The sequence below is a fragment of the Pseudomonas sp. Tav-5-1A genome (assembly GCF_055755055.1).
Genome location: NZ_CM146901.1, coordinates 4514917 through 4536487 on the forward strand (window position 1 = coordinate 4514917; position 21571 = coordinate 4536487).

Annotated in this window: 18 protein-coding genes; 6 read left to right on the top strand and 12 right to left on the bottom strand. The window is 67.7% G+C overall.

Annotated features, from left to right (window positions below):
* Positions 1-6: 6 nt before the first annotated feature.
* The 4 genes from AC0J42_RS20430 to AC0J42_RS20445 form a co-directional block, all read right to left on the bottom strand.
* Positions 7-3087, bottom strand: coding sequence for an efflux RND transporter permease subunit (locus AC0J42_RS20430; RefSeq protein WP_473003421.1), 3081 nt, complete (start codon positions 3085-3087; stop codon positions 7-9).
* The gene (locus tag AC0J42_RS20435; RefSeq protein ID WP_416425484.1) at positions 3084-4259 is read right to left on the bottom strand and encodes an efflux RND transporter periplasmic adaptor subunit; all 1176 of its coding nucleotides are present in this window, start codon (positions 4257-4259) and stop codon (positions 3084-3086) included. Before AC0J42_RS20435 ends, AC0J42_RS20430 begins: the two co-directional genes overlap by 4 nt.
* A complete protein-coding gene (locus AC0J42_RS20440; RefSeq protein ID WP_473003423.1) occupies positions 4256-5656 on the bottom strand; it encodes an efflux transporter outer membrane subunit in 1401 nt (466 codons plus the stop codon). The genes AC0J42_RS20435 and AC0J42_RS20440 overlap by 4 nt, the downstream gene beginning before the upstream one ends.
* Positions 5657-5850: 194 nt before the next feature.
* A complete protein-coding gene (locus tag AC0J42_RS20445) occupies positions 5851-6522 on the bottom strand; it encodes a response regulator transcription factor (RefSeq protein WP_416425486.1) in 672 nt (223 codons plus the stop codon).
* A 141-nt stretch (positions 6523-6663) separates the two neighbouring features.
* On the opposite strand from AC0J42_RS20445, the gene AC0J42_RS20450 reads away from it, so the two are divergent.
* The 3 genes from AC0J42_RS20450 to pmrG all read left to right on the top strand — a co-directional run bounded on the left by AC0J42_RS20450 (position 6664) and on the right by pmrG (position 9490).
* Complete coding sequence (locus AC0J42_RS20450) at positions 6664-7356, top strand: response regulator transcription factor (protein ID WP_416425487.1); 693 nt, start codon at positions 6664-6666, stop codon at positions 7354-7356.
* On the top strand, positions 7334-8743 hold the full coding sequence (locus AC0J42_RS20455; RefSeq protein WP_473003425.1) for a sensor histidine kinase: 1410 nt from the start codon (positions 7334-7336) through the stop codon (positions 8741-8743). The genes AC0J42_RS20450 and AC0J42_RS20455 overlap by 23 nt, the downstream gene beginning before the upstream one ends.
* A 105-nt stretch (positions 8744-8848) precedes the next feature.
* Positions 8849-9490, top strand: a complete 642-nt coding sequence (pmrG, locus tag AC0J42_RS20460) for a lipopolysaccharide core heptose(II)-phosphate phosphatase PmrG (protein ID WP_473003426.1) — start codon at positions 8849-8851, stop codon at positions 9488-9490.
* Between the two features lie 127 nt (positions 9491-9617).
* On the opposite strand, the gene AC0J42_RS20465 is transcribed toward pmrG, so the two are convergent.
* The gene (locus tag AC0J42_RS20465; protein WP_473003429.1) at positions 9618-11222 is read right to left on the bottom strand and encodes an ArnT family glycosyltransferase; all 1605 of its coding nucleotides are present in this window, start codon (positions 11220-11222) and stop codon (positions 9618-9620) included.
* A gap of 199 nt (positions 11223-11421) precedes the next feature.
* On the opposite strand from AC0J42_RS20465, the gene AC0J42_RS20470 reads away from it, so the two are divergent.
* Positions 11422-12867, top strand: coding sequence for a flavin-containing monooxygenase (locus tag AC0J42_RS20470; RefSeq protein ID WP_473003431.1), 1446 nt, complete (start codon positions 11422-11424; stop codon positions 12865-12867).
* On the opposite strand, the gene AC0J42_RS20475 is transcribed toward AC0J42_RS20470, so the two are convergent.
* The 4 genes from AC0J42_RS20475 to AC0J42_RS20490 form a co-directional block, all read right to left on the bottom strand.
* A complete protein-coding gene (locus AC0J42_RS20475; protein ID WP_416427429.1) occupies positions 12864-13439 on the bottom strand; it encodes an acyl-homoserine-lactone synthase in 576 nt (191 codons plus the stop codon). The genes AC0J42_RS20470 and AC0J42_RS20475 overlap by 4 nt on opposite strands.
* Before the next feature lie 19 nt (positions 13440-13458).
* Positions 13459-14184 (bottom strand): autoinducer binding domain-containing protein, encoded by a 726-nt coding sequence (locus AC0J42_RS20480; protein WP_473003432.1) that lies wholly within the window; start codon positions 14182-14184, stop codon positions 13459-13461.
* Positions 14185-14282: 98 nt separating this feature from the next.
* Positions 14283-15554, bottom strand: a complete 1272-nt coding sequence (locus tag AC0J42_RS20485; protein WP_473003434.1) for a glycosyltransferase — start codon at positions 15552-15554, stop codon at positions 14283-14285.
* Between the two features lie 29 nt (positions 15555-15583).
* Positions 15584-16450, bottom strand: coding sequence for an alpha/beta fold hydrolase (locus AC0J42_RS20490; protein ID WP_416425494.1), 867 nt, complete (start codon positions 16448-16450; stop codon positions 15584-15586).
* Between the two features lie 273 nt (positions 16451-16723).
* Between AC0J42_RS20490 and AC0J42_RS20495 the strand changes: the two genes are divergently transcribed.
* Together AC0J42_RS20495 and AC0J42_RS20500 are read left to right on the top strand one after the other, a co-directional pair.
* Positions 16724-17026 carry a type II toxin-antitoxin system HigB family toxin gene (locus tag AC0J42_RS20495; RefSeq protein WP_473003437.1) on the top strand — a complete coding sequence of 101 codons (303 nt, stop codon included), beginning with the start codon at positions 16724-16726 and terminating at the stop codon, positions 17024-17026.
* Positions 17026-17385, top strand: coding sequence for a helix-turn-helix domain-containing protein (locus AC0J42_RS20500; RefSeq protein ID WP_416425496.1), 360 nt, complete (start codon positions 17026-17028; stop codon positions 17383-17385). Before AC0J42_RS20495 ends, AC0J42_RS20500 begins: the two co-directional genes overlap by 1 nt.
* 40 nt (positions 17386-17425) lie before the next feature.
* Here the strand turns inward: AC0J42_RS20500 and AC0J42_RS20505 are convergent, their stop codons facing one another.
* From AC0J42_RS20505 to AC0J42_RS20515, 3 genes are read right to left on the bottom strand one after another with little or no spacing between them, the layout of a single operon-like run.
* A complete protein-coding gene (locus AC0J42_RS20505) occupies positions 17426-18928 on the bottom strand; it encodes an MDR family MFS transporter (RefSeq protein ID WP_473003441.1) in 1503 nt (500 codons plus the stop codon).
* Positions 18918-20048 (bottom strand): HlyD family secretion protein, encoded by a 1131-nt coding sequence (locus AC0J42_RS20510; protein ID WP_473003442.1) that lies wholly within the window; start codon positions 20046-20048, stop codon positions 18918-18920. Before AC0J42_RS20510 ends, AC0J42_RS20505 begins: the two co-directional genes overlap by 11 nt.
* Positions 20045-21490, bottom strand: coding sequence for an efflux transporter outer membrane subunit (locus AC0J42_RS20515; protein ID WP_473003444.1), 1446 nt, complete (start codon positions 21488-21490; stop codon positions 20045-20047). The genes AC0J42_RS20510 and AC0J42_RS20515 overlap by 4 nt, the downstream gene beginning before the upstream one ends.
* Between the last annotated feature and the right edge of the window lie 81 nt (positions 21491-21571).

Genomic DNA, 21571 nt, shown 5'->3' on the forward strand with positions numbered 1-21571 from the left:
CCTCCGTCACGCGGCCACTGCTTCCCGGCGCGCCGCCTTGCGCGTACGCAGGCGTTCGAACCAAAGATAGACCACGGGGGTGGTATACAGGGTCAGCACCTGGGACACCAGCAGGCCGCCGACAATCGCCACGCCCAGGGGCTGGCGCAGCTCGGAACCAGGGCCGTGGCCGAACGCCAGGGGGATGGCGCCCAGCAGCGCCGCCAGCGAGGTCATCAGGATGGGGCGCAGGCGCAGCAGGCAGGCCTCACGCACCGCCTCCTGGGGCGTGCGCCCCTCGGCCTGGGCCTGCAGGGTGAAGTCGACGATCATGATCGCGTTCTTCTTGACGATGCCGATCAGCAGGATGATGCCGATCATGCCCAGCACCGACAGGTCCAGCCCGCCCAGCATCAGCGCCACCAGCGCGCCGAAACCGGCCGACGGCAGGGTCGAGATGATGGTCAGCGGGTGAATGGCGTTCTCGTACAGCACGCCCAGCACGATGTACACCGTGATGATCGCCGCCAGGATCAGCCACGGCTGCGACTTCAGCGAGTCCTGGAACGCCTGGGCGGTGCCCTGGAAGCTGCCCTGCACGCTGTCGGGCAGGCCCGCCGCCTGGGTGGTCTGGTTGATGGCGTTGACCGCATCGCTCAGCGCCATGCCCGAAGCCAGGTCGAACGACAGGGTGATGGCCGGGAAGATGCCCTGGTGGTTGATGGCGATCGGCACCAGTTCACGCTTGAGGTGGGTGAGCATGTTCAGCGGCACCATGGCGCCACTGGTGGAGCGCACGTACAGGTGCTCCAGGGTAGTGAGCGACACCTGCCAGGCCGGGTCCAGTTCCAGGATCACATGGTTCTGGTCCAGCTGGGTGAACATGGTCGCCACCTGGCGCTGGCCAAAGGCGTCGTACAGCACGTCGTCGATGGCCTGCACCGACACGCCCAGGCGCGAGGCCGAGTCGCGGTCGATGTCGAGGGTGGCCTGGGGTATGCCGCTCTGCTGGTCCGAGGTCACGTGCTGCAGCTGCGGCAACGCCTGCATGCGCTTGAGCAGCAGGTCGGCCCAATGGTTGAGCTCTGCCGTGTTGGGGTCTTGCAGGGTGTACTGGTACTGGGTCTTGGCCGCACGGCCACCGATGACGATGTCCTGGTTGGGCTGCATGAACAGCTTGATGCCCGGCACCTGGGCCAGCGGCGCCTGCAGGCGGGCAATGACCTGGCTGGCGCTGGCGCTGCGCTGGGCGAACGGCTTCAACGCCACCATCATTTTCGCCTGGCTGATGGTGGGGTTGGGGCCGACCCAGAAGTACACCTTGTCCACGGCCGGGTCCTGGCCGACGATATCGGCCAGCTTGCCCACCTGGGCGCGCATGGCCAGCGGCGAGATGTCCGGCGCCGCCTCGGCCACCGCAGTGATCAGGCCGGTGTCCTGCTGCGGGAAGAAGCCCTTGGGAATGTTGGCGTAGAGCACGCCGGTGACCGCCACCGTGGCGATGGCCACCGCCAGGGTCAGGCGCTGGTGGCCCAGCACCCAGTCGAGGCTGCGCTGGTAGCCGTTCTGCACCGCCATGAACGCGCGCTCGCAGGCGCTGGCGAAGCGGCCCTCGGGCTCGTCCTCGGCGTGGGGCTTGAGCAGCCAGGCGCAGAGCATCGGGGTGATGGTCAGCGAGACGATGCACGACATGATGATGGCGACGCTGACGGTCACGGCAAACTCGCGCATCAGCCGGCCGACGATGCCGCTCATCAGCAGGATGGGCAGGAACACCGCGATCAGCGACACGGTCATGGAGACGATGGTGAAGCCCACCTCGCGCAGGCCCTCCACCGCCGCCTGCAGCCGCGACTTGCCCATCTCCAGGTGGCGCACGATGTTTTCCATCACCACGATGGCGTCGTCCACCACGAAGCCCACGGCGATGGCCAGGCCCATGATCGACAGGTTGTCGAGGCTGTAGCCCAGCACGTACATCACCGCGAAGGTGGCCACCAGCGACAGCGGGATGGTCATGGCCGGGATCAGCGTGGCCGTGGCCTTGCGCAGGAACAGGAAGATCACCACCACGACCAGGGCGATGGACAGCAGCAGGGTGAACTGCACGTCGTCGATGGAGGCGCTGATGGTCTGGGTGCGGTCGCCGACGATGTGCACCTGCACGTCGGCCGGCAGCTGCGCCATCAACGACGGCAGGCGCGCCTTGATGTTGTCGATGGTGGCCAGCACGTTGTAGCCGGGCTGCTTGTGAATATCGGCGATCACCGTCGGCTGGCCGTTCAGGGCCGCCGACTGCTCGGTGTCCTCGGCGCCGGCGACCACGTCGCCAATGTCGCTGACCTTGATCGGCACGCCGCTCTTGTAAGCCACCACCTGGTCGCGGTAGTGGGCCGCGTCCAGCAGCTGGTCGGTGGCGCCCAGGGTGATGGTGCGGCTGGTGCCGTCGAGGTTGCCCTTGGGCTGGTCGAGGGTGCTGATGCCGATGATGCTGCGCACGTCTTCCAGGGTCAGGCCACGGGCCGCCAGGCGGTCCGGGTCGATGCGGATGCGCATGGCCGGCTTCTGCTGGCCGTGGAAGTCGATCATGCCCACGCCCGGCATCTGCGACAGCTGCTGGGCCATGTAGTTGTCGACGTACTGGTTGAGCTCCGGCAGCGTGCGCACCGGCGAGGTCAGGGCGATGGACAGCACCGTGGCCTCGGCCGGGTTGACCTTGTTGAAGGTCGGCTGGCTGGTCATGGTCTTGGGCAGGTTGGAGGCCGCGGCGTTGATGGCGGTCTGCACGTCCTGGGCGGCGCCGTCGATGTTGCGCGACAGGTCGAACTGCAGGACGATCTGGGTCTTGCCGGCGGCGCTGGCCGAGGTCATGGAGGTGACCTGGGGCACGGCGGCAAAGGCCCGTTCCAGGGGCGTTGCCACGGAGCTGGCCATGGTCTCGGCGTTGGCACCCGACAGCAGCGCGGTGACCTGGATGGTGGGGAAGTCCACGGTCGGCAACGCCGCCACCGGCAGTTTGAAGTAGGCGAACACGCCCAGCAGCATCACGCCGATGGCGAGCATGCTCAGGCCCACGCGGCGTGGAATCAGGCTGGCCAGGGCGTTCATGGTTGCACCTGGCTGGCGTTGGCGGCCACGGCCTGCTCATTGATCGCCGCAACCTTGACGCCCGGCGCAACCCGGGATTGACCGACGGTGACCACGCTTTCGCCAGGCGCAAGCCCTTCGCGAATCCACTGCTTGCCATCCACCACAATGCTCGACGCCTTGACCTGGCGTGGTTCCACCTGCTGCTGGGCGTTGACCACGTACACGTAGTCGCCGTCGCGGCCCAGTTGCACGGCGCTGGCCGGCACCACGGTGGCGGCGCGCTGGGTGTTGATCAGCAGGCGCGCGCTGACCAGCTCGCCCGGCCACAGCTGGCGCTTGCCGTTGTCGAATTGCGCCTTGAGCTGCACCTGGCCGCTGGCGGTGGCCACCTGGCTGTCGATGAAGGTCAGCTGGCCGCGGGCGATCTCATGGCTGCCGTCGCGACTCATGGCCACCACTTGCAGTGGCTGCCTGGCGTTCTGCTCGAGGATTTGCGCCAGCTCGTCCTGGGACACGGCGAAGGCCACCGAGATCGGGTCCATCTGCGTCAGGGTGACCAGGCCCGTGGCCTCGGCACCGTGCACGATGGAGCCGACATCCAGCAGGCGCTGGCCGGTGCGCCCGGTGAACGGCGCGCGCACCTCGGTGAAGCCCAGTTGCAGGCGCGCGTTGTCGAGGGCGGCCTGGTCGGCCTGCACGGTGGCCTGTTGCGCGGCCAGTTGCGCCTTGTAGGTGTCGACGTCCTGGGTCGGGCCGGCCTTGGCGGCGGCCAGGTTGCTGGCGCGCTGCAGGTTGACCCGCAGGTTGGCCAACTGCGCCTGGTCCTTGGCCACCTGGGCCTGGGCCTGGGCGACCTGGGCCTGGTAGGTGCGCGGGTCGATCTGCGCCAGCAGGCTGCCGGCCTGCACCATCTGGCCTTCGTTGAACAGCACCTGGGTCAGCTCGCCATCGGCGCGCACCCGCACGTTGACGCTGTTGAGCGGCTGCACGTTGCCGATGGCCGACAGCCACACCGGCACGTCCATCTGGCTGGCCTGGGACACGTGCACCGGCACGGCGGCGGCAGCCTTGGGCGCGGCGGCGGCCTGGGCGTGGTCGAGCCAGCTGTAGCGGCCAACGCCGGCAACGGCCATCACGGCGACGGCCAGGGCTGCCAGGCGCAGGCGACGGGGGGAAGACGAGAGGCTCATGGCTGGGCGTCCTTGGTAACGGGGTTGGAGGCAAGAGTGGGGGCCGCGCCGAAGTCACCGCCCAGGGCGCGGAACAACCCGACGGCGGCCTGCAGGTGTTGCAGGCGCACTTGCAGCAGGGTGTCTTCGGCCTGGTATTGGGTGCGTTCGACGATCAGCAGCGTCTGGAAATCGGTGGAGCCCAGGCGGTAGCGCACCTGGGCCAGGCGCGCGGCTTCGCGGGCTGAGTCCACGGCGGCCTGGTTGAGGGCGGCGCTCTTGTCCAGCTCGCGGCTGGCGCTGAGCTGGGTCTGCACGTCCTGCAGGCCTTCGATCACCGTCTCGCGGTAGGTGGCCACCAGCTCCTTGACGTGGGCCTTGTCCAGGGTGAGCTGGCCCTTGAGCTGGCCGCCCTGGAACAGTGGCTGGCTGAGGGTGCCGATGGCGCTCCAGATCTGCCCGCCGGCCAGGGTGTCGATACCACCCAGCAGGTTCAGCGACAGGTTGGGGAAAAACGCCGCGCGGGCCACGCCCACGTCGAAATTGGCCGAGCGCAGGCGCGCCTCGGCGGCCTGGATGTCGGGGCGCTGGCGCAGCAGGCTCACCGGCATGCCGGCGCTGGCCGTGGGCAGGGCGATGCCCTGCAGCCCGCTGGCCTCAAGGGTGAAGCCCTGGGGCGCAGCGCCTACCAGCACGGCCAATTGGTACAGCGCCTGGTCGCGCTGCTGGCGCAGCGGCGGCATGGCGGCCTGGAAGGTCTGCAGGGCGTTGCGCTGCTGGGCCACTTCCAGGTTCGAGACCGCGCCCTGGCTGGCCTGCACCTGCACCAGGTCGAGCACCTGCTGGGCGTCGTCGGCAATCGACTGGGCCAGCTTCAGGCGCTCGTCCAGGGACAGCACCTGGAAGTAGCTGTTGGCGATGTTGGCGCCCAAGGTCATGCGCAGGGTCTGGGCGTCGAAGGCGCTGGCGTCGGCCAGGGCGCTGGCCGAGTCGGCGGTGGCGCGCTGCTTGCCCCAGAAGTCCACTTCATAACTGGCGCCCAGGCCCACGCTGCGCTTGGCGGTGGTGCCGTAGTTGTTCTCGCGCTGGAAATTGCCGTCCAGGGACAGCTGCGGGTATTGCAGCGCGCCGGCGACCTGGGCGCTGGCACGGGCCTGCTCGATGCGCTGCCGGGCCGCCTCCAGGGTGTAATTGCCCGTCAGGCCACGAGCCACCAGGGCGTCCAGCTCGGGGCTATGGAACTCCTGCCACCACGCGCCCCCGGCTGCCGGCGCGGCAGACAGCGGTTGCGCGGCAGTCCAGGGGCCGTCGACCGGCGCGCTGGGCGTGTGGTACGCCGGCACCAGCGAACAGCCGCCCAGCAGCACGGCCAGGCACAGGGGCCACAAGCGGAAGAAAGAAGGTGCAGCAGCGGGCATGGGTACTCCGTCGAGCCTTGGGTGGACGGGGGGTCCACGAATGGTTGCGACGGTATAGGGAGGGGGCTGGCAGGGCGTTCGCCTGGAAATAAACTTTTGTTTAAGAACGCGTGCCTGGGACGCGGCCTGCGGCCGCTGCTACATGCCCCCGTAGCAGCTGCCGCAGGCGGCGTCTGCTTCACGCGGTATGCGGGTTATTCGAGCACATACCCCGCACCCATCACGGTACGGATCAACGAGGTATCAAAGCCCTCGTCCAATTTCCGGCGCAACCGATAGATATGCTTGTCGATCACGTTGTCATTGGGGTCGAAGGCATAATCCCAGGCGCTTTCCAGCAGCATGTCGCGGGTGACGATCTCGCCGCTGTGGCGCATCAGCTTGGCCAGCAGCAGCGACTCACGGTACTGCAGGCGGATTTCCCGGCCCTGGCGGCGCGCGGTGCGGGCCGCGCAGTCGAGTTCCAGCTCGCCGACCTTCAGGTGCTCGCCGCTGCCCGGCGCCTGCCCGGCAGTGCGCAGCAGCGCGTGCAGGCGCGCCACCACCTCGACGAAGGCGTAGGGCTTGACCAGGTAGTCGTCGCAGCCGGCGCGCAGGCCTTCCACGCGCTGCTCGGTGGAGGCCAGGGCGCTGAGCATCAGCACCGGCAGTTGCAGGCCTTCGGCGCGCAGCTGGCGCACCACTTCAAGACCATCGAGCAGCGGCAACTTGCGGTCGACGATCAACGCGTCGTAGATACCTTCCAGTGCCATTTCCAGGCCATCGCGGCCGTTGTCGGCGCTGTCGGCCACGTGGCCGCTTTCGGCCAGGCCGCGCACCAGGTAGCCGGCGGCGGTGGCATCGTCCTCGATCACCAGTATGCGCACTGCCGGACCTCCTCAATCGTTACCTAAACTAAAATTTAGCTGGCGGCGACCTGCCGTTTGCCCAAGCATGCGCACACTATGCCAGCCGGGGCCCTGTGTTGTCCCTGCCCTCGCCCATTGCCTGCCGGAGCGACACTGCCCATGACCCACGTACTGGTCGTCGAAGACGATCCCACCACCGCACGCGAAATAGAAGCGGCGCTGCATGACCATGGCTACACCGTGACCCTGGCCGGCGATGGCCGCCAGGGCATCGTCCAGGCCCTGAGCAACCCGTTCGACCTGATCGTGCTGGACCGCATGCTGCCCGGCAGCACCGACGGCCTGGGCGTGCTGACCGCCCTGCGCAGCGCCGGCGTGGCCACCCCGGTGCTGATCCTCAGCGCCTTGAGCGCGCTGGATGAGCGCGTGCGCGGCCTGCGCGCCGGTGGCGATGACTACCTGACCAAGCCGTTCGAATTCATCGAGCTGACCGCACGCCTGGACGCCCTGCTGCGCCGCGGCGGCGCGCCGGTGGCCAACGAGCAGACCAACCGCCTGCAAGTGGGCGAACTGACTATCGACCTGCTGCGCCGCAGCGTGCACCGCGGCCAGCGCGAAGTGGACCTGCTGCCGCGCGAATACGCCCTGCTGGAGCACCTGGCCCGCCATGCCGGCGAGGTGGTGACCCGCACCATGCTGTTCGAGGCGGTGTGGAACTACAGTTACGACGAGCGCACCAACGTCATCGAAGTGCACATCGGCCGCCTGCGCCGCAAGATCGACGCCGACGGCGAAGCGCCCATGCTGCAGACCATTCGGGGAGCCGGCTATGTCCTCCGTGCGCCTGAGTGAGATCCCCCGCACCAGCGGCTTCCGCATCGGCGTGCTGTTCCTGGCGCTGTTTGGCTGTTCGTTCCTGGCGCTGTTCGGCTACCTGTACTGGCAGACGGCGGTGTACCTGAAGGCCGAGGCCGACGCCAACCTCTACCGCCAGGTGGACAACCGCAGCCAGCAGGCGCCGGACCTGCGCCTGGCGGAAATCCGCAAGCACGCCCAACAGGACGCCGACGGCCGCCTGCCCCACGCGCTGTTCGACGCCAACGGCCATTACCTGGCCGGCGCCATTCATCGCCTGCCGGCCATCAACGGCTACGACAAACCCCAGGAGTTTCGCTGGCTGAAAGCCAACGGTCACCACCGGCCGATCCGTTTCATCGTCCACCGCCTGGAAGACGGCACGCAGCTGCTGGTGGCCCAGGACGTGCACGACATCCATGAATTCGACGAACTGCTGGTCAACGCCCTGATCTCCGGCGGCGTACTACTGCTGGTGGTGGGCCTGCTAGGCGCGATCTGGCTGGGCAACTCCACGCGCCTGCGCCTGAACGCCCTGGGCAACGCCATCCGCGGCATTGTCGAGGGCGACCTCAGCCAGCGCCTGCCGGTGCGCGGCAGCCACGACGACATCGACCGTATCGCGCGAGTGGTCAACGGCATGCTCGACGAGCTGGAACGGTTGATGAGCGAGGTGAAAGGCGTGTGCGACGACATCGCCCATGACCTGCGCACCCCGCTCACCCGCCTGATCGCCGGGCTGGAACGCGCCCAGCGGCGCGGCCTGCGCGAAGAAGAATACGCGCAGACCATCGACTCGGCCCTGGGCGAGGCCAAGGGCCTGCTGATGACCTTCCGCGCCCTGCTGCGCATTTCCGAGATCGAGGACAGCGCCCGCCGCAGCCACTTCGCGCCGGTGGACCTGAACCGCATCGGCGCCGACGCCGTGGAGTTCTTCGAGCCCCTGGCCGAGGAGCGCGGCATCGAGCTTACGCTATTGGAAAGCGACGGCCCGGCCATGCTTGCCGGCGATGCGCAGCTGCTGTTCGACGCCACCTGCAACCTGCTGGACAACGCCATCAAGTTCTCCCCCGACGGCGCCCGTGTGGTGGTGGCGCTGTCCCAGAGCAGCGACAGCGTGGCGTTGCAGGTCAGCGACACCGGCCCGGGCATTCCCGAAGCCGAGCGCGAAGCGGTGTTCCGCCGCCTGTACCGCTCCGAAAGCAGCCGCCACACCGTGGGCAACGGCCTGGGCCTGAGCATGGTGGCCGCGGTGGCCCGCCTGCACGACTTGCACCTGCAGGTGCGGGACGGGGCGCCGGGGTGCATCATCGAACTGGCTGGCAAACCGCTCCATCTGTCGGCATTTGCGCGGGCTGACAGCTCCGGTATAGGTCGGCAGTGAGAGGCTGTTCACGAATTTTCGATATTTTCACAACGTTTTCACGGCCAGGGCACTTTCTGGCCAATAGTGTCCAATACTCTTTGCACGCTTCTTCGGAATTCGGCCATGACGGTACCCCCGCAGCGCAAGCTGATGCGCAAGCTTCTGATCGGTACTGCCATCGCGGTGGTACCGGCCCTGATCGCCGGTTTCGTCCTGTGGCCACGCTCGCCGCTGGACCTGGGCGAGCCTGGCAACCTCGCGGCTGCCGGGGTGCAGCAGCATTGGGCGGCCGGGGACGTGATCGTGCTGGTGCGCCATGCGGAGCGTTGCGACCGCTCGGACGCGGCCTGCATGAACGCCGCCGACGGCATTACCCATGACGGCCAGGCCATGGCCACGCGCATCGGCGACGGTTTTCGCACCCTGGGCATGGCCAACACCGACGTCATCAGCAGCCCCACCACGCGCACCGCGCAGACCGGCCAGGGCATGTTCGGCGCGGCCAACCAGAGCCAGGAATGGCTACGGGTGTGCAACCGCAAGACCCTGCTGCAGGACGCCCTGGCGCACAAGCAGGCGCACCGCAACCTGGTGTTGGTCACCCACAGTGACTGCATCAGCAAGCTGGAAGCGCAGCTGGACTTCGAACACGCCGAGGCCAGCGACTACGGCACCGCGTTCTTCGTCGCCATCGACGCCCACAACCAGGCAAGCTCCCTGGGCGTGATGAACGCCGATGGCTGGGACGTGGCGCTCAAGCGCTAACCACCGCGAACCCGGATTCCCCCCGTAGCAGCGGCCAAAGGCCGCGTCCCAGACCCCGCGTTTCTCCCGGCACACCGCAGCGAACCAGACGCCGCCTGCGGCAGCTGCTACGTGGGGTGGGGTCGCGTCATGGCGTGCGCAGCAGCACGTAGTCATCCTTGTCGAAACTGCCGGCCAGCACCGGGGCCTGGATGCCCAGGGGCGTGCCCTTGAGCAGCTCGCGGTCCTTGGCTTCCATCATCACCCAGGTACCGCTCGGCAGGGCAGCCAGTTGCGCCGGGCTGTCGGTGAACTGCGGCAGCAGGTCGCGATCGATGTTGACCATGAACTTGATCGCCTTGGCGTCCTTGCCCATGCCATGCAGCACCAGCGGCGCCGGGTCGTGCTGCACGGCCTGGTCCACGGCCTGGCTGAAGGTGCGGGTGTCATACATCACCTGCTCCACCGGCTCGAACACCAGGATGTAGCTGGACCACAGCGCCAGCACCGCGCAAAACGCCAGGCCCACCGCACGGCCGTTGGCGCGCAGCAGCCAAGCCACGGCCACCGCCTGCAACAGGCCCAGCACCACAGCCGGCGCGGTGACGTGGGGCAACCATTGCGGGAAGCGATGATGCGCCACCAGCACCCCGGCCAGCAGCAGGCCGGGCATGACCAGCCACAGCCCCTGCATCAGCCCGCGCAGCCAGGCGAACACGCGCCCGCCCAGGCGGTGGAAGGGATAACCGGCGATCACCGCCGCCATGGGCAGCATCGGCAGCACATAGCGGGCCTTCTTCGCCTGGGGCACCGACAGCCCCAGCAACACGATCAGCCCCGCCACCGCGCAGCACTTGAGCAGCTGCAGCCCCGGTCCCTGGCGCGCCGGCCCGGCGAACCAGGCACCGGCCAGCACCAGCAGCGCCAGCGGGTACGCCAGGGCGTAGTTGCCCAGGGAACTGATGAAGTAGTACAGCGGGCCGCTGGCGCCTTCGCTGCCGTCGATACGCCCGCCCACCTGCATGTGGATCACGTCGGCGACAAAGGCGTCGCCCCCACTCAGGCGTGCCAGCCACAGCAGCAGGCCCACGCACAGGCCCAAAAGCGCCAGGGCGCTGAAACCGAAGGCGAACAGACGCTTCCACTGGCCGTGGAGCAGGTAATAACTGCACAGCATGCCGGTGGGCACCACCAGGCCGATCGGCCCGCGAATGGCGAAGCCCAGCACCACCAGCGCCAGCAGCGCCCACAGGCGCCGGGGGGTGTGGAAATGGTCATGGGCGTAGCCCAGGTAGAACACCGCCAGGCTCACCGCCGCCAACATCAGGTCCTGGGACACCGCCCGGGTTTCCATGACGAAGGTGCCGCTCAGTGCCATCAGGGCGATGCTGATCAGCGCCCAGCGTCGCGAATACGGGGCCACCAGCCGGTACAGCAGGGCCACGGTGACCGCGGCGGCAATGCCGCTGGGCAGCCAGGCGCTGAAGCTGGTGACCTCGCCGAACGGCCGCGAGAACAGGTAGATGAAGAACGTCGAGGTGGCCGAGTAGTCGGCGTACGGCTCGCCATAGGTGGTGGGGAAGAACGTCAGGCCATGGCGCAGCATTTCCTCGGCGAACATGACGAAGCGCGAATCGAAACCGATGGGGGCCATGCCCCACGCGCCGGCCATGAACAGCACCAGGGCGACCAACCCGGCCCACCAGGCCTGGCGGGCGATTCCACGTGAAGCGTTGGCAGGCAACTCAAGCATTGGCTATTCCTGTAAGCGTCAGGAACACAAGGCCGGTGATGGTAATGAACGACAGCAGCTGGACCAATCGGGTACCCATCGAAGCAATTCCGTTTATTGTTGGGAGCGCGCACAGTATCAGTGAGAAGTTATGAAATTTGTGTCATCGCGCAGTCAATGACGCGGGCTGCAATCATTACAGGTTACGACAAGGAAGATCATGACAATCGAAGCCTTCGACGTGCTCATCGTCGGTGCCGGGCTGTCGGGCATCGGCGCCGCCTGGCGCCTGCAGGCCCAGTGCCCCGGCCGCCGCTACGCGATGCTGGAAGCCCGCGATACGTTGGGCGGCACCTGGGACCTGTTCCGCTACCCCGGCATCCGTTCGGACTCGGACATGTTCACCCTCAGCTACCCCTTCCGGCCCTGGCAGGGGCCGGCGTCGATCGCCGACGGCGCGGCCATCCATGCCTACCTGCGTGACACCGCCCGCGAGGGTGACATCGACCGGCATATCCGCTTCGGCCAGCGGGTGCTGGGCGCCGCCTGGGATTCACAGGCGGCGCGCTGGACCCTGGAGGTCGAGGTGGCCGGCGTCACGCGGCAGTATCACTGCAACTTCCTGTACCTGTGCTGTGGCTACTACGACTACGCCCAGGGCCATCGCCCCGCCTTCCCCGGCGAGGCGCAATTCCGCGGCCGTTGGGTGCACCCGCAGCAGTGGCCGGCCGACCTGGACTGCAGCCACCGCGACGTGGTGGTGATCGGCAGCGGCGCCACCGCCGTGACCCTGGTGCCAGCGCTGGCGGCCAGCGCGCGGCAGGTGACGCTGCTGCAACGCTCGCCCAGCTATGTGCTGGCCCTGCCCGCCCGCGACCTGCTGGCCAACTGGCTGCGCCGCGCCCTGCCCGCACGGCTGGCCGGCAGCCTGGCGCGCTGGAAAAATGCCCTGGCCGGGCAGGCGCTGTTCCAGCTGTGCCGGCGCTTGCCCAACCTGTCGAGCCGGCTGTTGCGCCTGGGAGTCAAGCGCGCCCTGCCCCGCGGCTATGCCGTGGACACCCACTTCAAGCCCCGCTACGCGCCCTGGGACCAGCGCCTGTGCATCGTGCCCGACGGCGACCTGTTCCGCGCCATCGCCAGCGGCAAGGCGCAGGTGGTCACCGACACCATCGCCAGCGTCGAGGCCGACGGCCTGCTGTTGGCCTCCGGCAAGCGCCTGCCCGCCGACATCATCATTACCGCCACTGGCCTTAAGTTGCAGGCCTGCGGCGGCATGCAGCTGAACGTCGACGGCCAGCCGGTGGACCTGGGCCAGCGCCTGGCGTGGCAGGGGCTGCTGCTGGACGGGGTGCCGAACCTGGCGTTCTGCGTGGGCTACACCAACGCGTCCTGGACCCTGCGCGCCGACCTGTCGTCACGCCAGGTGTGCCGGCTGCTCAACCACATGCAGCGCCATGGCTACCGTGAGTGCCGCGCGCAGCTGGCCGATGCCGGCGGCGAGCGCCGGCCGCTGCTGAACATCAATTCAGGCTACGTGCTGCGCGCCCTCGACGGCCTGCCCAAACAAGGCGCGCGGGCGCCCTGGCGGCTGCGGCAGAACTACCTGGCCGACTACCTGGCGTTCCGCCTGGGCGGCATGAATGCCCAGGGCCTGGTGTTCCACTAGGCCACTTCGCCCAGCCCCAGCTCCCGCACGCCATTGGGCTGCCAGGCGTCGAAATGCAACGCCACCAGGCGCTCGCCCTTGACCTTGCGCGCCTCGCCCAGGCGCGCCTGGACCACGCCATTGCGCTGGAAATAGCGCTCCAGCGACGCCGTGGTCACCGCCACCACGGCCTTGGCACCCAGCTCCCAGGCAGCATGCAGGGTGGTCCAGAACACGCGCATGGCCAGGCGCGGGTCCTGGTCGGCCTGGGCGGCGAACCGCGAGATCTCCCAGGTGCCGCGGTTGGCCGGCGGGGTTTCGTCGCACAGGTAGTCGAACACCTCGCCCAGCAGGTAGGGCTCCAGGGTGGGCAGCAGGCGTGCGCAGCCACGCACCTGGCCATGTTCGTCGAGAGCAATGATGTAGCGCGTGCCGGGATGGTCGAACTGGTCGAACTCGCGCCCCGCCAGCGGCGAGGTGCTGCGCACGTCCCAGCCCATCTGCTCGATGAACACCCGGTGGCGGTAACGCCCCAGGGCGTCGCGCAGCGGCGCCGACAGTTCGCTGTAGCGTTTGCTGATTATCTGCACCATCAAGTGTGATTTCCTTGTCTTAAAGCAGCCCCAGCATGGCGGCATGCGCCGCGGCCAGGGTCTTGCTGGTCGCCTTGAATTTTTTCAGGATGGCCTTGAGGTGAAAGTTGACGGTATTGATCGAGATGTCGAGGATCAGCGCGATTTCGCCGGAGCTCTTGCCGTCGGCGGTCCATTGCAGCACCTCGCGCTCGCGCTGGCTGAGGCTGATGGACGGCTGCGAGAGCATGGGGTGGCCCAGCTCGGCGAGGCGCTGCATGGTCTGCTCGATCAGGTAGCGCAGGTGCAGGCGCACCACTTCGCTTTCCACCTCGCCGATCTTCTCGTCGTGACGGGCTACCGACAGCACGCTCAAGGTCTGGTTGGTGGTGCGCAGCGGCAAGGTGGCGCCGACCCGCAAGCCGTTGTCACGAGCCTCGCCCCACAGCTGGCGGCACTCGCGAAACAGCGCGTCGCCCCACACCACCATGTCGCTGGAACGCAGGCCATGCAGGATCGAGGGGTCGACCCGCGCATAGTCCTGCGCCTGGTAATGCTCCAGCCAGTCATCGGGGTAGGAACCGATGACCTCGGTGGTCGGTCGCGTGAACGGCACCAGGTGACGGATGCCGCAGGCGTAATAGTCGAAGCCCAATCGATGCACCTCACGGTCCAGCACCGTCAGCACCTGCCAGATGTGCTGTTGTGCGAGCATCTCGGCGCGGAGCTCGTTCGCCCATCGCACCAGATCGCTGTCCTTGCCCATGACTCTGCTCTCGATTTCCCATCCTTGCAGGGAATCTAACGCACCGTCGCTCTGTGTCAATGAAATGTCTGATTACAATACGTCAATAATCCGCCACCTCAGCCCGCTTGTGACAATGCACGGGCGCTGTAGCGGCCGTGGCATTCTTCAATCAGTTCCACGGCTTGCGCGCAGGCATCGCTGGCCACCGAGCGCTGGTGGGCGAGCACGCAGGCGCGGCGGATGGCCGGGTCGCTGCGCACGTGCAGCAGCGCTTCGAGCAGGTCATGCTCGCCCAGCGGCAGCTTCAGCCTTACCCCGGCGCCCAGGCGCACCAGGCGCTCGGCGTTGTCGAACTGGTCGTGGGCCACGGGCAGCACCACCTGGGGAATGCCCGCCGCCAACGCCAGGCTCATGGCCCCGACGCCCGCCGGGTGCACCAGCGCCGCGCAATGGGGCAGCAAGGTGGACATCGGCGCGTAGCGGCACTGCAGCACGCTGGCGGGCAGGTCGCTGATGGCCTCGCGGTCACCGGTGAGGAAAATGCCGCGGGCACCCAGCTTGGCCAGCGCGCTGATGGCCAGGCGGTAGAAACGCTGGTCGAGATGCGTGGTCGAGCCCTGGGTGAACACCACCGGCGCCGGCCCGGCCGCCAGGAACGCCTGCACCTGCGGGTCCAGCTCGCCCCCCTGGCTGCCGTCGTACAGCGGGAAGCCGACCATGTTCAGCGGGCGTGGCCAATCCGGCTGCGGTGCGGCGAACCAGTCGGGAAACAGGCACAGCACGCCTTGGGGCGCGTGCAGCCACTGGCTGAACACCCGCTGCACGGTGCCGGTCAGGCCGACCTTGTGGCGCAGCGCGTCAATGGCCGGCGCGCAGGTGCGGTCCAGGCTCAGGTATTCGATGCCCCGCCACAGCCATTTGCGCAGCGACAGCGGCATGCGCGGCGAGACGTTGAACTTGGGGTGCACCGGCGGCACGTGGGCCGACAGCAGCGTCGACGGCGACACTTGCACCGACAGGTAGGGAATGCCGTAGCGTTCGTGGGCAATGCGCGCGCCCAGCGCCCACAGCGAGCCCACCACCACGATGTCCTCGAAACGCCGCGAGGCCACGTAGCGGTACACCGGCTCCAGCATGCCGGCGATGGCCTGCCACAGGGTGCCGAACGAGGTCTTGGGCTCCCACAGGCGCGGGTCGTCCATGGCCTGGCGGTAGGTCTGCTCGTCGCACACCGGGACGAACTCCAGCCCCTGCTGCTCGATGGCCGCCTGGAACGCCGGCATGCTGCACAAGGTCACCCCGTGGCCCTGTTCGACCAGGGCCTTGCCCAGGCCAATGAAGGGATAAACGTCACCGGCCGAACCGATGGCCACCATGATTACCTGCATGGGCATACCTCACTCGAAAAAACGTTCACTCAGGCGTACCGCGCCTGGGCCACCATGGGCTTCCACGGCACCGACAGCAGATGGCCCATCAGCGCGCGGTGCACGCGGGCAGCCGCCAGGCGCGACTCCAGGTCGAGGAAATGGCCGGTGCCTTCGAGCACAGCGAAGCTGCAGCTGGGCACGTGCTTGGCGAAATTCAGCGCATCGGCCGGGCTGGTGTACTCGTCCCACAGGCCGTTGATGAAATGCACGTGGCTGTTGATGCTGCCCAGGCGCTCCAGATAGCCACCGCCACCCAGCTGCAGCACCTGCTCGATGTGGAACTTGGCCTGGTGGTATTCGCCGGTGGCCAGCGACGCCATGTGCTGGTGGTTGCTGGCCTTGAGGCGCGGCGGCAAGTAGCGGCCCACGGTGTCGTTGAGCAGGTGGCCGATGTCGGACTTGCTGTCGCTTTCAATCAGCAGGCGGGCCTTGTTGACGTAGTCGAGCATGGCCTTGTTCAGGGTCGGCGCGAAGGCCATCACCACCGAGCTGTCGATGGACTCGGGGTTGTGGCTGAGCGCCAGCAGCGTCGAGATGCCGCCCCACGAGGCCGAGGCCAGGTGGTGGATCTCGAAGCGCTCGATCAGCGCCAGCAGCAGCTGCACCTCGTCGTCCTTGGTCACCAGGTGCTGCTGGCAGTTGTGCTCGCGGGAGCGGCCGGCGAACGGCAGGTCGAACAGGAACACGTTGAAGTGCTCGGCCATCACCTTCGCCGCGCGGGTGAAGGAGGTGGTGGTGGCCATGGCGCCGTTGACGCACAGCACGTTCTTGCGCCGCGGGTCGTTGCCCAGGCGTTCGACGTAGACCTTGTAATCCTTGTACAGCCCCTCGACCACGAAATTGTCGTGTCGCATGTCATTACCTCTCACGTGAATCATCCATTTGCGTGCATAGAAGCCCGACGCGCCCCCGGTTACAGGCGCAGCGGGCAAAGGTTCGTCCTTGTTGTTGTGAGACGGCGAGGGCTTTGCAAAGCAGGCGGGCAGCGCAAACACTGGCTGCCAATGGAAGTGATTCTCGGCGTGATGGCGCAATGGAACAACTACCTGATCAGGTAGGTGGGGGGCGAAAGATTGAACTTTTGGAAGGTTAGGAATATCATCTCCCAAAACGGGAGAACCGCCACAGTGCGAATTATCGCAAAAGGAACCTTGCGCCAGTTCTGGGAAATGAATCCTGCTTACACGGATGCCATGGTTCCGCTTACGGAATGGTTCAGGCACATGGAGAAAGCTGCTTACCGCACTCCCCAGGAGCTGAAGGCGCAGTTACGCACTGCGAGTGTCCTCAAAGGCGGCAGGGTAGTTTTCAACATTGGCGGCAATAAATATCGAGTTATCCTGGCCATCGACTTCGAACGCCAGATCGGTTTCATCCGGTTCGTCGGCACCCACGTCCAGTACGATGCAATCAACGCGGAGACTGTCTAATGAACATCAAGCCCATTCACTCCGACGACGACCTTGCCCAAGCCCTCGCCCGTGTTGAACATCTGTGGAATGCACCGGTGGGCTCGCCTGAAGGCGACGAGCTGGAAATCCTGACCCTGCTCATCGAGAAATATGAAGGGGTGCGCTTCCCCATGCCGCCTTCCAATCCAATCGAAGCCATCAAGTTCCGCATGGAACAGCAGGGGCTCACGCCACGGGACCTGGAAGCGTACATCGGTCCCAGTGGCCGGGTTTCAGAAGTGTTGAACGGCAAACGGCCGCTGAGCCTGCGAATGATCAAAAGGCTACACGATGGCCTGCGCATCCCTTACGAGAGCCTGCTGCAAGGCGTAGTCTGACCACACGATCTCCCTGTAGCAGCGGCCGCCAGGCCGCGTCCTAGCGGCGCATCAGCAACGCCGCCACCGCGCACCCCGCCAGTGCCACGAACGCCACGTAGAACGCATCGCTGTAGGCCATCAGGTACGCCTGGTGGCGCACGCTGGCCAGCATCAGCGCCAGGGTCTGCTGCTGTTCGGGCAGCGACGGGTCGAGCAGGCCGCCCAGGCGTTCCTGCACGGGCGCGGCGAACACGTTCAGGGCCTCGCCGATGCGCTCGCTGTGCACCCGCTCGCGCACGTCCACGGCCTGGGCCAGGGCGGCGGTGACCACGGCGCCGCCCAGGTTGCGCAGCATCGAGAACAGCGCCGACGCCGAGCCGGCCTCGGCCTTGCTCAGCCCCGCCACCGCCAGCACCGACAGCGCCACCATGATCAGCGGCTGGCCAATGCCGCGCACCACCACCGACGGCACGATCACGTTGGCGGCGCTGTCGGCGTCCAGGAACGCGCCCAGGTAACAGCCCAGGGCCATGATCAGGAAGCCCCCGGCCACCATCAGCTTGGGGTTGAGCACGCGCATCAGCGCCGGCATCAGCGGCGCCAGCAGCAACTGCACCAGGCCATACAGGATCAGGCTGACGCCGATCTCGCTGGCGTTGTAGCCCTGCTGCTGGGACAGGTAGTTGGGCACCAGGAAGACCAGGCCGAAGGTCATGCCACCGAAGATGAACATGGCCACGCTGGCCACGCCGAAGTTGTAGCCCTTGAGCAGCCGCAGGTTGATGAACGCGCGGCTGCCGTACAACTGCGACCAGACAAAATACACCAGCGCCAGCCCCGACACCCAGCTCATGGCGACGATGAAGTCCGAGCCGAACCAGTCCTCGCGACCGCCCTCCTCCAGCACGATCTGCAGGCCGCCCAGGCCGATGATCATCGCCGCGATGCCGAACCAGTCGCCGCGCTTGAGCAGCGCCAGCTTCATGGGGCTGGCGTCGATGGCCCAGGCGATGGCCATCAGCAGCAACACCCCCGGGACCAGTTGCAGGTAGAAGATCCAGCGCCAGCTGTAGGCGTCGGTCAGCCAGCCGCCAATGGACGGCCCCGCCGCCTGGGCCACGCTGTTGGCCAGGCTGAACAGGGCCATGCCCATGGGCACCTTGCTCGCCGGCAACTGGGTGATGATCAGCTGGAACGACAGCGGGATCAGCACCGCGCCCGCCGCGCCCTGCACCACGCGGATGGCGATCATCACCGCCAGGTTCGGCGCCAGCGAGCAGGCCACCGAGGCCAGCAGGAAAATGAACGCACCCACCAGCATCACCCGCCGCAGGGAGAACACCTCCACCAGCCAGGCCGTCAACGGGATCATCACGATTTCTGCCACCAGGTAGGCGGTGGAAATCCACGAGCCCTCCTGGAAGGTGGCGCCCAGCGCACCTTCGATTTCCGGCAGGGCGGCGCTGGTGACGTGCACGTTCATGCCGGCCATGAAGCAGCCGAACAGCCCGCCGATCACCGCCACCCAGGCGCGCAGGGAGACCGCCTGTTCAGCGCTCATCGCGGGTGTCCACCGTGGCCACTACCGACATGCCCGGCAGGATCGGCGCGCCATCCGCGGCCTTGTCCAGCAGGATGCGCACCGGGAAGCGCTGGACAATCTTGGTGAAGTTGCCGGTGGCGTTGTCCGACGGCAGCAGCGCGAACACCGCCCCCGAGCCGGGCGAGAAGCTCGCCACGTGGCCGTGCAGGCGCTGGCCGCCGAAGCTGTCCACGCGCAGCTCCACCGGCTGCCCGGGGCGCATGTGCTGCAGCTGGGTTTCCTTGAAGTTGGCCACCACATAGGCCTGCTGCACCGGCACCACCGCCAGCAATGGCAGGCCGGGGGCCAGGTACTGGCGTTCGCGCACCTTGCGCTGGCCGACCACGCCGTCGATGGGCGCGCGCACCAGCGTGTCCTCCAGGGCATTGCGCGCCAACGCCAGCTGCGCCTGGGCCTGGGCTTGGCGCGCCAGCTGTTGCCGTACGGCGGCCTGGGCCAGCTGTTCACGGCTGCGGGCGACGTTCAGCGCCAGGTCCTGCTGATGCTGCCGGGCCTGGGCCGCCTGCAGCGCGGCACGGGCCTGGGCGAAGCTCGACTCGGCGCTTTCCAGGCGCTGGGCGCTGGCCGCCTGGTCGCGCACCAGGCCCTGGTAGCGCTGGCGGTCGAGGCCGGCGCGGCGGGCTTCGGCGCTGGCGCCCTCGGCCAGCGCCGCCGCCTGGGCGATGGCCGCCTGCTGTTCGGCCACCCGCTCGTGGGCCACCGTCAGGCTGGCCTGGGCGGCCTGCACCGAAGCGTCGGCTTCGGCGACGCTGGCGGTAGCGGCGGCCAGGCGCGCCTGGTAGTCGCGGTCGTCGATGCGCACCAGCACGTCGCCGGCCTTGACCGGCTGATCGTCGGCCACCAGCACCTGGGCAACATAGCCGTTGATGCGCGCGCTTACCGGCACCCAGTCGGCACGCACGTAGGCGTCGTCGGTGCTTTCCAGGTAACGCCCGGTCAGCCACCAATAACCGCCGTAGCCCACGGCCAGGCATAGCCCCAGCACCCCGGCGCCCAGCTGCAACTGTCGGCGGCGCGCCGCCCGGCGGGCCAGCAGTTGCTGTTCACGGTGGTTGATGTCGTCGGCGGCAATGTTCATCGGGTGATTCCATCGGCAGTGGCAGGAAGAGTGTCAGGGCGTTGCCAGCCGCCACCCAAGGCGGCGAACAGGGTGATCTGGCGTTGCAGCAGTTGGCCGTCGGCGTCGGCGACCTGGGCCTGCAGGGCTACCAGTTCGCGCTCGCTGTCGAGCACGTCGAGAAAATCCAGGGCACCGGCGCGGTAGTTGCGCTGGGCCAGCTCGAAGGCGCGCTGGCTGTCGGCCAGGGCCTGGGCCAGCGCGGCATGGCGCTGGCGTTCACCGTCGTACAGGGCCAGGGCCTGGCGCACCTGTTGCAGCGCCAGCAGCACTTGGCCGTCGAAGCGCGCCAGGCTGCCCTGCTCCAGGGCCTTGGCCTGTTCGACGCGGGCGCGGTTGGCGGCACGGTTGGGGAACTGCCAGCTGATCAGCGGGCCGATGCCGAACATCACCGCCTGGCTGCTGCCCAGCTCGTTCAGCGGGTGACTGGACGAGGTCAGCGAGGCGCCGAAGCTGACCTTGGGGTAAAGGTCGGCCTGGGTGATGCCCACTTGCAGGCCGGCGGCCTGCAGCTCGCGGCGGGCCTGGCGGATGTCCGGGCGCCGGGCCAGCCACTGCCAGCCGTCGCCCACCGGCAGGTCGGCGTCAAGCCGCGGTACCTGCTGGCAGCTGAGCGGATCGGGGTTGCTGTTGCCGGTCAGCGTCGCCAGCTCGAACACTGCGGCCTGGCGCCGTGCCTCCAGCATCGGCAGCAGCGCCTGGGTCTGGCCCTGCAAGGCCTGCATGCGCGACACCTCGAAATCGGTGACCACCCCGCCCCGGCGCTGGCGTTGCAGCAGGCGCACGCTGTCACCCAACACCTGCAACGACTGGCGTTGCACGGCCGCACGAACCCCCAGGGCGCAGGCGTTGACATAGGCGCGGGTAGTCTGCGCGGCCACGGTGACACGCAGCTGGTCCTCGGCGGCCGCGGCGGCCTCGGCGCTGGCCTGGGCGCGCTCAATGGCCTGGCGCACCTGGCCCCACACGTCCACCTGGTAGGCCAGCTCCAGCCCCGGGTTGAACTCCCACTGGGCCGGCGCGTGGCTGCCGGTAGCCCTGGCCAGGGTCTGGTCATCGGCGGTCTTGCCATAACTGGCGCCCAGCTGCACGTCGGTGCTCGGCCACCGCTGCGCATCGGCCTCATGCAGGCCACCCAGCAGCGCCTGCACATGGGCCTGGGCGGCGGCCAGGTCGCGGTTATGGGCCAAAGCCTGCTGCACCAGGCCGTTTAGGCGCGGGTCGTGGTACAGCTGCCACCATCGGGATGGCAGGGGCTGGTCGGAGACCTGAGCCGGCAGCTGCTGCAATGGATTGACGCCTGCCAGGGTCGAGCGTGCAGGCTCATGGTGGGTCCATGAGCTGCAGGCGGGCAGCGTGGCCATCAACAGCCACAGGAAGGGACGAAACCGGGGAGCGAACATCTGCAGCCTTCATCGCGGGGGACAAGGCTTGCAGGTTATTGGATCCTAAGGAGCCGACGCCCGCGCGTTCGAGACAACCGT

Bases quoted from the DNA above. Each gene is read 5' to 3' on its own strand.
- AC0J42_RS20430 (WP_473003421.1), bottom strand. From the start codon at position 3,087: ATGAACGCCCTGGCCAGCCTGATTCCACGCCGCGTGGGCCTGAGCATG.
- AC0J42_RS20435 (WP_416425484.1), bottom strand. From the start codon at position 4,259: ATGAGCCTCTCGTCTTCCCCCCGTCGCCTGCGCCTGGCAGCCCTGGCC.
- AC0J42_RS20440 (WP_473003423.1), bottom strand. From the start codon at position 5,656: ATGCCCGCTGCTGCACCTTCTTTCTTCCGCTTGTGGCCCCTGTGCCTG.
- AC0J42_RS20450 (WP_416425487.1), top strand. From the start codon at position 6,664: ATGACCCACGTACTGGTCGTCGAAGACGATCCCACCACCGCACGCGAA.
- AC0J42_RS20455 (WP_473003425.1), top strand. From the start codon at position 7,334: ATGTCCTCCGTGCGCCTGAGTGAGATCCCCCGCACCAGCGGCTTCCGC.
- pmrG (WP_473003426.1), top strand. From the start codon at position 8,849: ATGACGGTACCCCCGCAGCGCAAGCTGATGCGCAAGCTTCTGATCGGT.
- AC0J42_RS20465 (WP_473003429.1), bottom strand. From the start codon at position 11,222: ATGCTTGAGTTGCCTGCCAACGCTTCACGTGGAATCGCCCGCCAGGCC.
- AC0J42_RS20470 (WP_473003431.1), top strand. From the start codon at position 11,422: ATGACAATCGAAGCCTTCGACGTGCTCATCGTCGGTGCCGGGCTGTCG.
- AC0J42_RS20475 (WP_416427429.1), bottom strand. From the start codon at position 13,439: ATGGTGCAGATAATCAGCAAACGCTACAGCGAACTGTCGGCGCCGCTG.
- AC0J42_RS20480 (WP_473003432.1), bottom strand. From the start codon at position 14,184: ATGGGCAAGGACAGCGATCTGGTGCGATGGGCGAACGAGCTCCGCGCC.
- AC0J42_RS20485 (WP_473003434.1), bottom strand. From the start codon at position 15,554: ATGCAGGTAATCATGGTGGCCATCGGTTCGGCCGGTGACGTTTATCCC.
- AC0J42_RS20490 (WP_416425494.1), bottom strand. From the start codon at position 16,450: ATGCGACACGACAATTTCGTGGTCGAGGGGCTGTACAAGGATTACAAG.
- AC0J42_RS20500 (WP_416425496.1), top strand. From the start codon at position 17,026: ATGAACATCAAGCCCATTCACTCCGACGACGACCTTGCCCAAGCCCTC.
- AC0J42_RS20505 (WP_473003441.1), bottom strand. From the start codon at position 18,928: ATGAGCGCTGAACAGGCGGTCTCCCTGCGCGCCTGGGTGGCGGTGATC.
- AC0J42_RS20510 (WP_473003442.1), bottom strand. From the start codon at position 20,048: ATGAACATTGCCGCCGACGACATCAACCACCGTGAACAGCAACTGCTG.
- AC0J42_RS20515 (WP_473003444.1), bottom strand. From the start codon at position 21,490: ATGTTCGCTCCCCGGTTTCGTCCCTTCCTGTGGCTGTTGATGGCCACG.